The sequence below is a fragment of the Lachnoclostridium sp. An169 genome, from assembly GCF_002160525.1.
GTDB classification, from domain to species: Bacteria; Bacillota; Clostridia; order Lachnospirales; family Lachnospiraceae; genus Mediterraneibacter; species Mediterraneibacter cottocaccae.
The window spans coordinates 48,522-61,090 of the sequence record NZ_NFKT01000015.1; the positions used below are offsets into that span (position 1 = coordinate 48,522).

10 protein-coding genes are annotated in these 12,569 nt (G+C 52.9%); all 10 read right to left on the bottom strand.

Features of this window, described 5'->3' with window-relative positions; translation table 11 throughout:
* Positions 1-2 precede the first annotated feature (2 nt).
* The 10 genes from B5F07_RS11770 to B5F07_RS11815 all read right to left on the bottom strand — a co-directional run bounded on the left by B5F07_RS11770 (position 3) and on the right by B5F07_RS11815 (position 12,510).
* Positions 3-1,316 carry a methionine gamma-lyase family protein gene (locus tag B5F07_RS11770; protein ID WP_087161480.1) on the bottom strand — a complete coding sequence of 438 codons (1,314 nt, stop codon included), beginning with the start codon at positions 1,314-1,316 and terminating at the stop codon, positions 3-5.
* Between the two features lie 72 nt (positions 1,317-1,388).
* Positions 1,389-2,366, bottom strand: coding sequence for a tRNA (adenosine(37)-N6)-dimethylallyltransferase MiaA (miaA, locus tag B5F07_RS11775; protein WP_087161481.1), 978 nt, complete (start codon positions 2,364-2,366; stop codon positions 1,389-1,391).
* Entirely contained in the window at positions 2,366-4,516 is a 2,151-nt protein-coding gene (gene mutL / locus B5F07_RS11780; protein ID WP_087161482.1) for a DNA mismatch repair endonuclease MutL, read from the bottom strand. Before mutL ends, miaA begins: the two co-directional genes overlap by 1 nt.
* A gap of 29 nt (positions 4,517-4,545) precedes the next feature.
* Positions 4,546-7,197: a DNA mismatch repair protein MutS gene (mutS, locus tag B5F07_RS11785; protein WP_330397802.1), complete on the bottom strand. Its 2,652-nt coding sequence runs from the start codon at positions 7,195-7,197 to the stop codon at positions 4,546-4,548.
* A gap of 96 nt (positions 7,198-7,293) precedes the next feature.
* A complete protein-coding gene (locus tag B5F07_RS11790) occupies positions 7,294-7,710 on the bottom strand; it encodes a putative ABC transporter permease (RefSeq protein ID WP_087161484.1) in 417 nt (138 codons plus the stop codon).
* Positions 7,711-7,893: 183 nt separating this feature from the next.
* Positions 7,894-9,360 carry a tRNA (N6-isopentenyl adenosine(37)-C2)-methylthiotransferase MiaB gene (gene miaB, locus B5F07_RS11795; protein WP_087161485.1) on the bottom strand — a complete coding sequence of 489 codons (1,467 nt, stop codon included), beginning with the start codon at positions 9,358-9,360 and terminating at the stop codon, positions 7,894-7,896.
* A 26-nt stretch (positions 9,361-9,386) separates the two neighbouring features.
* The gene (locus tag B5F07_RS11800) at positions 9,387-9,569 is read right to left on the bottom strand and encodes a DUF4250 domain-containing protein (RefSeq protein ID WP_087161486.1); all 183 of its coding nucleotides are present in this window, start codon (positions 9,567-9,569) and stop codon (positions 9,387-9,389) included.
* On the bottom strand, positions 9,539-10,075 hold the full coding sequence (locus tag B5F07_RS11805) for a 5-formyltetrahydrofolate cyclo-ligase (RefSeq protein WP_087161487.1): 537 nt from the start codon (positions 10,073-10,075) through the stop codon (positions 9,539-9,541). The genes B5F07_RS11800 and B5F07_RS11805 overlap by 31 nt, the downstream gene beginning before the upstream one ends.
* A gap of 28 nt (positions 10,076-10,103) precedes the next feature.
* Positions 10,104-10,325, bottom strand: coding sequence for a DUF896 domain-containing protein (locus B5F07_RS11810; protein ID WP_087161488.1), 222 nt, complete (start codon positions 10,323-10,325; stop codon positions 10,104-10,106).
* A gap of 124 nt (positions 10,326-10,449) precedes the next feature.
* Positions 10,450-12,510, bottom strand: a complete 2,061-nt coding sequence (locus B5F07_RS11815; RefSeq protein WP_087161489.1) for a beta-galactosidase — start codon at positions 12,508-12,510, stop codon at positions 10,450-10,452.
* Between the last annotated feature and the right edge of the window lie 59 nt (positions 12,511-12,569).

The window sequence follows — 12,569 nt, forward strand, 5'->3', positions numbered from 1 at the left end:
GATTACTGACGGATCTTCCGGATATCGATAACTCCCGCGTCGATCATGCACTGCAGGGATTTGAGAATCCCAAGTTTTGCGTGGTACCAGGTAAGTCCCCCCTGGAAATAGACGGCATAGGGCGGCTTGATGGGACCGTCGGCGCTCAGCTCGATGGAAGAACCCTGCACAAACGCGCCTGCTGCCATGATCACGTCGCTGTCATAGCCCGGCATCGCCCACGGCTCCGGCGTAACGTAGCTGTCAACAGGGGCAGCAGCCTGGATTCCCTGACAGAAAGCGATCACTGCTTCCGGGGAGCCGAGAGTCACTGCCTGGATGATATCATGACGGGATTCCCTGCCGTCCGGGATGACCGGAAAGCCCAGCTTTTCATAAATATTTGCTGCAAAGACGGCTCCTTTCAAAGCGGAGGCCACCACTGTAGGCGCCAGGAAGAATCCCTGATAGAAGGACTGCATGACCCCCAGCGAAGCGCCAACCTCTCTTCCCAGTCCCGGGGAAGTCAGACGGTAGGCACAGTTTTCAATCAGATCTTCTCTTCCGGCAATATAGCCTCCGATGGGGGCAAGTCCGCCTCCCGGATTCTTGATCAGGGAGCCCACGATCATGTCCGCGCCCACATCACTGGGCTCGATGCGCTCTACAAATTCGCCGTAACAGTTGTCTACCATGCAGATCACATCCGGACGACGTTCCTTGATAAATGCGATCAGCTCGCCGATCTTCTCCACGGAGTAGCTCGGACGGGTCTGGTATCCTTTGGAACGCTGGATAGTGACAAGCTTTGTCCGCTCGTTTAAGGCCGCTTCGATAGCGGGATAGTCGAAGTATCCGTCGGGGAGAAGCTCCACCTGACGGTAGGTGACGCCGTATTCTGCCAGGGATCCGTTTGAAGGACGGATCCCGATCACCTCTTCCAGAGTATCATAAGGCTTGCCCACCGGGGAAAGAAGCTCATCTCCCGGGCGCAGGTTTGCAGCCAGGGCGATGGCAAGGGCGTGGGTCCCGCAGGTGATCTGGGGACGCACAAGAGCCGCCTCCGTGTGGAACGCCGAGGCGTATACCTTCTCCAGGGTGTCTCGTCCCTGGTCGCTGTAGCCGTATCCGCTGGCATAATTAAAGCATCCCTCGCTGACCCGGTTCTCCTGCATGGCATGGATCACCTTGAGCTGGTTATATTCCGCCGTCTCGTCAAATTCCCGGAATCTTTCGGAAAGGGCCTTCTCGGTCTCCTGTCCCAGCTCCCAGACTTCGGGAGAAATGCCAAGACTGTTGTAGATTTCTTTCATTTCTGTGTTTCTCTTCGTTTCCATAATATCTGTTTCCTCTGTGATATGTTGTAAATATATTGAAATTCTTATCTGTAATATTTCCGTGACCGCTTGTTATGAAACGTCCTTTTGTGTCCCGGAAAAAGAGCCCGTTATATTGCGTTTATGCAGGACGGGCAGAATCTGCCGCTCTACGATCTCCTCCGCAGAGACGGAGCCGGTCTTGTCGATCCAGATCACATCTTTTTCTCTGCGGAACCATGTGAGCTGCCGCTTTGCAAAATGCCGGGTATCCCGTTTGATAATGCGCACTGCCTCATCCAGAGAATACGCTCCGTCCAGATAAGCGAGAATCTCCTTGTACCCGAGCCCCTGCATGGACACGCAGTTTTTGTCCAGTCCTCTGGCTTTTAAAGCGCGGACCTCGTCCAGCAGCCCCGCTTCCATCATCTGGTCCACCCGCCGGTCAATCTTTTCGTAGAGAACGGAGCGGTCCTGGGTCAGCACAAAATAAGCAGAATTATAAACAGAAGTTTTCTCCCGCTCCCGGGCGTTGTGTTCCGAGATTTTCTGCCCGGTCTGATGGTGGAATTCCAGGGCACGTATCACTTTCTTTACGTTATGGGCATGGATCTGCTCCGCAGCTTCCGGATCAACTTTTTCAAGCATCCCGTGAAGATATTCGGCGCCCTCCCTGCGGGCGGTCTCTTCAAGGAAGGCCCGGTAGGACATGTCGCCGTCGTTCTCCGTAAAGTCAATGTCATACAGAACTGCCTGGATGTAAAACCCGGTTCCGCCTACAAGAATGGGAATTTTCCCCTTACTGCAGATCTCGCGGATGGCGCGCTTTGCCAGTTCCTGGAAACGCACCACATTAAAGTCCTCCTCCGGTTCCAGAACATCGATGAGATGATGGGGAATCCCGTCCATCTCCTCCGGCCGGATCTTCGCCGATCCGATATCCATATGCCGGTATACCTGCATGGAATCCGCGGAAATAATCTCTCCGTCCACGGCTTTGGCCAGGGCGATGGAAGTGTCTGTTTTTCCGGCCGCGGTCGGCCCTGTCAGTATAATCAGTGGCTGTTTCATCATACAATCCTCTTGAATTTTTTCTCCAGTTCCCGTTTTGTCATGGCAATAATCGTCGGTCTGCCGTGAGGACAGTGATAGGGATTGTCCAGGGTCAGAAGTTCCCCGATCAGGGCGTCCACTTCTGCCGCGGAGAGCCTGTTGTTGCCCTTTACCGCAGCCTTGCATGACATGGATGCAACTTTCTCGTCGATCAGATCCGGCGTCATGGATGTGGTGAGCCCGTCGGAGAGCTCGTCGATCATCTCGAGTAAGAGCTCTTTCTTTGCAATGCCGAAGAGGTTGTCCGGAACCGCGCGGACGGCGAACTCATCTCCTCCAAAAGGCTCGATCTCAAAGCCGATCCGCGAGAAACGGTCCATATGCTCGGTAAGGACCTGGGCCTCCTGCATGGACAGTGTCAGGATAATCGGGGGACTCAGATACTGGGAGGTAAACTCTCTCGTCTTCATTCCCCGCAGTGTCTTCTCATACAGAACTCTCTCGTGGGCGGCATGCTGGTCGATGATATAGAGACTGTCCTGGAACTGGACGAGCCAGTATGTGTCAAATACCTGTCCGATCAGACGGTATTCTGCCCGCACGTCCCGTTTGAGAAAGTTTTCTTCGAATAAATCCATCTGCCGCGGCGCTTCTGAAGGAGCCGGATCGGTCCGGTTCTCCTCCGGGCGAATCGGATCAGTCCCGTCCTCTTCCCGGCGAACCGGATCAGCTCCGTCCTCCTCCTGGTGAACCGGAAGGACGACTTCTTTCTGTCCGTGAATCTCATTCCGGGCGGAAACCTCCGCGGCGGATTTGCGCTCGTGGTAAGCCATGACTCTCTCCCGCATCTTGCGGATGAAATAGTCTTCATCACGGACTTCCGGTTCTGTGGAACGGGCAGGATTCACGGGAGCCGCATTATCCGCTGCCCCGCCGGTCCGGTAGGCCGCAGGCTCCTCCCGAATCTGACTGGGATAAGACGATTCCGGCTGAGGCTGCGCCTGCGCCTGCATCTGCTGTGTCTGTGACGGCTGTGCCGGTGTCTGCTGCGGCTGTCTGGGTCGCAGCAGAAAGGGGCTTCCTGTGTTTCCTGTTCTTCCGGACGCATCTGCCGCGGTATCCCCGGGCGCGGGAGCCGGACCGGACACAGGATCCGGGACTTCCGCGCGCTGGATCAGCTCCGGTTCGAGAAGCGTCCTGTGAACCCCTTCAAAGACTGCGTTATAGACATCCTGCTGCTTCTGGAAACGCAGCTCCATCTTGGTGGGATGGACGTTGATGTCAATCTCCTCCCCGTTCACCGAGAAGTGGAGAACGGCAAAGGGAAATTTGTGCTGCATGGTAAAATCTTTATAGGCGTCCTCCAGCGATTTTGAGATCATCCCGCTCTTTACATATCTTCCGTTTACAAAAAAGTTTTCAAAATTGCGGTTGCCCCGGGTAATGATGGGCTTGCCCAGATAGCCGCGGATGCGAAGACCGTTTTTCTCATAGTCAATCTCCAGGAGATTGGCAGCCACATCCCTGCCGTAGACGTTATAAATGACGTCTTTTAACTTTCCGTTTCCCGAGGTGCGCAGTTTTTCCTGCCCGTTGTTTTTAAAAAGAAGGGAAACCTCCGGGTGGGAAAGGGCCAGGTGGATGAGAAGATCCTGGACATGCCCTGCCTCCGTCATGGGAGTTTTCAGAAACTTTCTTCTCGCCGGGACATTGTAGAAAAGCTGTCTTACAAGAAACGTGGTCCCGTTGGGCGCGCCGGTTTCCTCCAGGGATACTTCTTTTCCCCCTTCGATGACGTAGCGGGTGCCTGTTTCGGCATCCGCCGTCTTTGTAATCAGCTCTGTCTGCGTAACGGCTGCAATGCTGGAGAGTGCTTCCCCTCGGAATCCCAGAGAGGAAATATGAGAAAGGTCCTCCACGCTGTGGATTTTGCTCGTCGAATGGCGGAGGAATGCACTTCGCACCTCGTCAGAGGCAATTCCACATCCGTTGTCCGTAATCCGGATAAAAGAAATCCCACCGTCCCGAATCTCTACGGTAACAGAGGACGCCCCTGCATCGATGGCGTTCTCCACAAGTTCCTTGACAATGGAGGCCGGGCGTTCGATCACTTCCCCGGCCGCGATTTTATCGATTGTAACCTGATCCAGTACCTGAATATGCGGCATAACTGTCTCCTTTTTGTGTTATAGCTGTACTACCAGCGGTTCTTCAGTTTGTTCTGCAGCCGGTAGATGGTGTTGAGCGCCTCGATGGGCGTAAGGTTGCCCACATCAATGTTTTTGAGTTCCTCCAGGACATCGTCATCCTTAACAGTGTCGAAGAGGGACATCTGCGCGATATCCACCTCGTCATATTTTTTCACTTTATGTTTTTTCTTTACGACCCGTTCTTTGGATGCGATCTCGCTGACTCTGGCAGTGACGTCAGCGTCGCTTAACTCCTGAACGATCTCCTTGGCGCGCTCGATCACCAGATCGGGAACCCCTGCCAGTTTTGCAACCTGGATTCCGTAGCTCTTGTCCGCCCCGCCTTTGACGATCTTGCGCAGGAATACGATATCATCGCCTTTTTCCTTGACGGCGATACAGTAGTTGTTTACATTGTCGATCTTTCCCTCCAGCTCGGTCAGTTCATGGTAGTGGGTGGCAAAGAGGGTCTTGGCTCCCAGAAGACGGCTGTCACTGATATATTCCACAACCGCCCAGGCAATGGAAAGACCGTCAAAGGTACTGGTTCCTCTTCCGATCTCATCCAGGATAAGAAGGCTTTTTGAGGTCGCATTTCTCAGGATGTTGGCAACCTCCGTCATCTCCACCATGAAAGTACTCTGGCCGGATGCCAGGTCATCGGAAGCTCCCACTCTCGTAAAGATACGGTCGGACAGACCGATATCCGCGCTTGACGCGGGGACAAAGGAGCCGATCTGCGCCATCAGGGCAATCAGCGCGGTCTGGCGCATGTAGGTGGATTTTCCTGCCATGTTGGGGCCGGTGATAATGGAGATCCGGTTCTTTTTATCATCAAGATACGTGTCGTTTGCAATGAACATGTCGTTGGGAATCATCCTCTCTACCACAGGATGACGTCCCTCTTTGATGTTGATCACTCCTTTTTCGTTAATCTTCGGGCGGACATAGTTGTTCCGCTCCGCGACCAGAGCCAGGGAGGCGAATACGTCCAGCCCCGCGACCGCCCGTGCTGTGCGCTGGATCCGCTCCACCTGAGCGGCAATGGTATCCCGGACTTCGCAGTAGAGGTCGTACTCCAGGGCATAGAGCTTGTCTTCCGCCCCAAGGATCATATCCTCCAGCTCCTTGAGTTCCGGCGTGATGTATCTCTCCGCATTGGCGAGCGTCTGTTTTCTCATATAATAATCGGGCACCATGGATTTGTAGGAGTTTGTCACTTCCAGGTAGTAGCCGAATACTTTGTTGTATTTGACCCGCAGATTTTTGATTCCGGTTTTCTCCCGCTCGTCATTTTCTAGTTTTGCCAGCCAGTCCTTTCCGTCGGATTTGGCGCGGCGGAGTTTGTCCACTTCCTCGTTGTAGCCGTCCTTGATGATATTTCCTTCCTTCATGGCGAGGGGCGGTTCATCGCGGATGGCGCGGGTGACCAGATCGCACAGATCCGTAAGGGCATCCAGGTCCTTATAAATCTCCCGGAGCAGAGGCGTCTGCATCTCCTCCAGAATACAGCGGATGTGGGGGAGCATTTCCAGGGAAGTCTTAAAAGCCGTCAGATCCCGGGGATTGGCGGATCCGTAGGTGATCTTTGTGATCAGCCGCTCCAGATCGTAGACCGGAGTCAGGTATTCCCGGATCTCCTCCCGGGAAATAGCCTGGTTTTTCAGCTCCTCCACGGCATCCAGCCGACGGATGATCTCCGCCTTGTCGATCAGGGGCTGCTCCACATATTTGCGCAGAGTCCTTGCGCCCATGGCTGTTTTCGTCTTGTCCAGAACCCAGAGGAGGGATCCCCTCTTCTGCTTCTCACGCAGCGTCTCGCACAGCTCCAGATTCCTCCGGGTGGAACTGTCCAGCATCATATATTTTCCCGCGGCATACGGTGTGATGTGGGTCAGGTTGGACAGGGAGTTCTTCTGTGTCTCGAGCAGGTATGTAAGCAGGGCGCCGGCGCTGATGATCCCGCAGTCATAATCCTCCAGCCCGAGTCCCTTGAAGTCCCGGACATGGAAATGTTCCAGAAGCTTCTGCCGGCAGATATCATCGTCAAAATACCAGGAGTCCAGAGAATAGATCGTGATTCCCAGCCGGTCCCTGAGACCGTCCAGATCCATTCCGCTCATATAGAACGCCTCGTTGCAGATGATCTCGGATGGAGAGAATTTGTATATCTCATCCATCAGTTTGGAACTGTCCGGTATCTCTGTCACGAAATAGTCTCCTGTGGTGATGTCTGCAATGGATACGCCATAGCGGTCCGCAATGTAGACGATACACATGATATAATTGTTCTTTGTCTCGTCCAGAGCCTGCGGATCCACGTTGGTCCCCGGCGTCACGATACGTACCACATCCCGCTTTACAAGCCCTTTTGCTGTCTTGGGATCCTCCAGCTGTTCACAGATTGCCACCTTGTATCCTTTGGAAACCAGCCGGTTCAGATATCCCTCCACGGCGTGATAGGGTACGCCGCACATGGGCGCGCGCTCCTCCTGGCCGCAGTTTTTCCCGGTGAGTGTGATCTCCAGCTCCCTCGACGCTGTGAGTGCGTCGTCGAAGAACATCTCATAGAAATCGCCCAGTCTATAAAAGAGAATGCAGTCCGGATACTGTGATTTTGTCTCCATATACTGTTTCATCATTGGTGTTAATTCAGCCACATTCCTACTCCTTTTTCTGTGAAATAATCTTGGAAGGGCAAAAAAGCCCCTTCAAAACAGTATAACATTTTTGAAAATCCAGTTCAACAAAAGAAATTAAAGTACATGAAACCCAGGTTTTTCTTCCCGGTAAACGTAGTGCAGAATGAAGCCGCTCATGAGGATTCCGACTGCACAGAGCCCGGAAAAAATAATGGCAAAAGGCAGGCAGATCTGTCCCATCAGTTGAAAGGGCAGCCCCGAGTAATCCCAGACATTCCAGTGCAGAATGCGGTTGACAATGATTCCTGTAATAAATTCGCCGGCGGTCACAAATGTGACGCACCAGAGCACCTGCTTCCACAGCGGCGCCGTCCAGTGCGTCCATATGCCCTGCTGGGCACAGAAAATCAGGCAGATCCCTCCCAGCAGAAACATGGTCCAGTGGGAGAATCCGCGGAAAATCATCTCGAACCCGTAGTAGATCGTGCCGCCCAGTGCGCCCAGAAACAAGTACTCGCTAACCTTTCTCACAAAAAACGCCCTCTCCTGTCTATGATGTGGAGGACTGACGTATCACAGGAAACCCTGCAATGCGCAGTTCTCTGACTATAGATAGTTTGGGCAGTTTTTCTTCTTTTTATTGATGGAAAAATTTCTTTTTTATTTATTGATGGATAATTCTATTACCTGGGAAAATTTCATCAGCAGGAATTTTCACTTACAATCCATATCAACAGCCTCACCGAGATAATAGAATCCCCGGCATTCGTCCAGACGGACCTTCACAATCTTTCCGATCAGGGATTCGTCTCCCGGAAAATGGACGAGAAGATTGTTTCCGAGGCGCCCCGTCATCAGCTGCGGATCATGGTCGTTTACGCTCTCCACAAGGACAGCCTGCACGGTTCCCTGATGGACGGCGCAGACTTCAGAGGCGATCTCCTGGACTTCTTTCAGAAGCCGGTCAAAACGGTCCTTTACCACATCTTCCGGCACCTGGTCCGGCATAGCTGCCGCCGGCGTGCCTGTCCGTTTGGAGTAGATGAACGTAAATGCGCTGTCGAACCGGACTTTTCTGACCACGTCCAGCGTCTCCTGGAAATCCTCCTCGGTCTCACCCGGAAATCCCACAATGATATCCGTTGTCAGGGAAATCCCCGGAACAGCCCGGCGTATTTTCTCCACAAGATCCAGATAGTGCTCTTTGGTGTATCTCCGGTTCATCTTCTCCAGAATCCTGGTACTTCCCGACTGCATGGGAAGATGCAGATGGGGACAGATCTTTTTCGAGCTTCCCATAACTTCGATCAGCTCGTCGGAGAGATCCTTGGGATGGGAGGTCATAAAACGGATCCGTTCCAGACCTTCGATCTTCTCGATCTCCTGAAGAAGCCGGGCAAAGCTCATGGGCGAATCAAAAGTCTTTCCGTAGGAGTTGACATTCTGGCCCAGGAGCATGACCTCCACCACGCCGTCAGCCACAAGCCGCTCGATTTCCCGGATAATGGCGCGGGGATCCCGGCTTCTCTCCCGCCCTCTCACATAGGGGACAATGCAGTAGCTGCAGAAATTGTTGCAGCCGAACATGATGTTTACCCCGGATTTGAAGGAATATTTCCGTTCGCTCGGGAGATCTTCCACGATCTTATCCGTGTCTTTCCAGATGTCAATAACCATGCGTCCCGGCGACTGCAGGCAGACATACAGAAGTTCGGCAAATTTGTAAATGTTGTGGGTACCGAAAATGAGATCCACAAAGCGGTAGCTTTTTTTCAGCTTCTCTACCACTTCCGGCTCCTGCATCATACATCCGCAGAGCGCAATCTTCATGTCCGGATTCTTCTTCTTTGTGCGGCTTAACTGTCCCAGATGTCCGTAAACTTTCTGGTTTGCGTTTTCCCGGACGGTACAGGTGTTGTAGATGACGAAATCCGCCTTCTGTTCGTCGGTTTCTTCCGTATAGCCCACCTGTTCCAGGATGCCGGCAAGCTTTTCCGAATCTCTGGCGTTCATCTGGCATCCCATATTTACGACGCAGGCTTTCGGCAGGCGTTCGTTCTTTTTCTGAAAATCACTGACCCACTCCCGGCATTTTGCCATAAAATAATACTGTCTTGCAGGCTCCTCTGCCGGGGGCTCTGCAGTCAGATCAATTCTATCGAAATTAAGTTCGTTAAACATTTCCCTAAGTGTTTTCCTTTCTTTCTCTATACAAACTGATTTCTCTGTGCATCATATTCATAATCAATCGATGAAAGTTTTTCTGTGAGCTCCTCCCGGTCGATCTGCATATCTTCGCACATCTCGTCCAGGGAGTGATAAAAATCTCTGAGTTTTGTATTCACAACGCTCAGAAGAATCATCGGATCTTTTGGCAGTCCGGTAAACATTCGATGATCTCCTTTCCTGTAATAATAATCTCTGCGGGGATATCTGATGGCTCTGCGGGGACGGATGGAATGAGCTGCTCCGGAAAGCAGAGGGCTGCCCTCCGGCAGAGCGGAAAGCGTGACAGATACGTATCGTAGTAGCCTCCGCCATAACCGAGGCGGTTTCCCCGGCAGTCGAAGGCGGCCCCGGGCATGATGATCAGAGTATCCTCATCCGGAACCGCTTCTTCTGCCGGAGGGCCTGCCGGTTCGGGAATCCCGAATGTTCCGGGAGTGAGCTGATCAAGGTTCTGTATGTAATAGAACTCCATTTCTCTCTTCCCCAGAACCTTCGGCACCGCCGTCCTTTTTCCGCGCCGCAGCGACTCTTCCAGAATGTGAAAGGTTTCTGCTTCATCCCGGAAGGACACATAGCAGAACACTTTCTTTGCGTTTATGTAAAGAGGGCACGAAAAGAGCAGCCCCGCCATCTCCCGGGAAAGTTCTTCTCTCCGACCGGGAGACATGGCTGCTCTCCTTGCTAATGCCTGTGCCCTAATTTCCTTCTTGGCTTCCGTATTTTTCACCGAGATTCACAACCGTTCCGTCTTTTTCTTCGATATCGATATTGTTGAGCTGGGAGCGAAGATTTCTCTTTACCAGCTCCAGATATTCCTGCCGGAGAATCTTCTGCTCTTTCCTCTCCGCATCGGTCAGCCCTTCGGCTTTCGATTTGCGGTACAGCTCGTTGATCCGTTTTATCTTATTCTGATCCATGGTATTCCCTCTTGTCTTTTTGTTTCTTCTGATGTCATTTGACGCACAGTATTATACACGATTCCTGCTGATTCGTCCAGTACCGGAATCGGTTCAGCAGCTCTGACGGGCAAAATCAATTATCTCATTTGTCCTGTTCCACAAGCACCGCGCACTGAAATGCTTCCAGTTCCAGCTTTCCTTCACAGACCGCCCCGTTCTCGGCATCCGTCCATTTTCCGATGCCGTCCACACAGACCGGCTCATTCCTGAAGTTCATCACAAATACGACGTCCCCGTACCCGGTTTTCTCCGCAGCTCCGTCTGCCAGAGCCGGATCCGCACATGTCCGCTTTGTCACTGTCACGCCGTAAGGCAGTTCTGTCCCCAGCGCATTCTTTAAACCGGTGCTTCCGAACACATCCCTGTAAAATGCCCGCAGGAACTCCGTGTCGGACTCCGCCGCCAGATAATACGCCGCTCCTTTTCCGAATGTATTGTGCGTCACCACCGGACATCCCGCATAGAAATCTCTCTCATAGGAAGAGAGCACTTCCGTCCCTTCTTTCGCGTGGTCGATCTCGCACATCCGACGCGCCGGATACTCCGTGCCGTTATATGCGAATTGATTTTCAAATTCTTGCGATGGAGCGTCGATCTCCTCCTGAACGATACCCAGCACATCCTCCAACGGATGCTGCCCGGTAAAGCACAGATCCGTTTCGTCCGCCATGCCGCTGAAAAATGTGGTGACAAACGTACCCCCGCTTTCAACGAACGCACGGACTTTCTCCGGCCATCCCGCCTTGTACATATAGTTAAGAGGCGCGGATACGAGCCTGTAACCGCTGAGATCCGCATCCATATCTACAATATCCGCCTCGATGCCCTGCTCCCAGAACGCACGGTAATGTTCCATGACATACTTCGGGTAATCCAGATCCAGTCTGGGACCGGTCGTATCCTCCACAGCCCACCAGTTTGCCCAGTCAAAGATAACCGCAGCTTCCGGACGGTTTACCGTTCCGTCAAGGATCTTCTCCAGACCCGGCAGCCGCTTCCCGACTTCCGCCACTTCGCGGAATGTCCGCGTATCACTCCTGTTCTTGTGATCCAGCACGGCGCCGTGAAACTTCTCATAAGAGCCGCGGCCTTTTCTCCACTGGAAGTACTGGACAGAGTCCGACCCGTGTGCCACCGCCTGCATGGAGGAGAGCATATGCATTCCCGGACGCTTCACCGGATTATTATTTCTCCAGTTGATCACAGAAGGCGCGCTCTCCATCAGAAGGAACGGTTTCTTCTTCATGGCGCGCATCATACTGTGGTTAAATGCTGACTGAACCGCCACGGGTACTTCATCTTTCTCTTTGTGCCAGAACGGATAATTATCCCACGACACAACGTCCAGCTCCTTCTGCAGCCTGTTGTAATCGATGTTCTTAAATGTATCCATAAAGTTCGTAGTTGCCGGAAGATCCGAGTGTTTTGCCACCGCGCGCCGCTCCATACCGCAGAAATCACTGATCTGATCCGTGACAAATCTGCGCCAGTCAAGCTCCAGTCCGGTCACAGTCGTCTCTCCGTGGGGCGCGGGGCTGTGGATCTGCTCCCAGTCCGTATATACATGGCTCCAGAATCGTCCCCACCACGCGTGGTTCAGCGCATCCAGCGTACCGTATTTTTCTTTCAGCCACTCTCTGAAAGCGCTCTGGCACAGACTGCAATGACAGGCTCCGTCTCCGAAGTTTCCCGCCAGCTCGTTGGAGAGGTGCCAGAGGATCACATTTTCCTTCCTGCCGAACCGCCGTGAGAGCGCCTCGTCAACAGCCCTTGTCTTTTCCTGCATCACCGGAGAAGTATAGCAGAAATTGTGCCTCTTTCCGGGCAGATTTCTCCGGCCGTCGGCGCGCACCTGCATCACCTCTGGATACTTCTGCGTCATCCAGTGGGGCATGGCTCCTGACGGCGTCGCGAGGATTACCTGAATCCCCGCATCGCCCAGATTGTCGATTATCTCTTCAAGCCAGTCAAAGTCATAGACTCCCTCTTCCGGCTCAAGTACCGCCCATGAGAACACTCCCAGTGTCACGCAGTTGACGCCTGCTTCTTTCATCAGTCTGATATCTTCTTCTAAGATCTCCGGGCAGTCAAGCCACTGCTCCGGATTATAATCTCCGCCATGGAGCAAATGTCCTCCTAACATCAATCAGTCTCCTTTTCTTATTACTCTTTAAAAAATGTAAAATTTTGAAACAGCTCAAA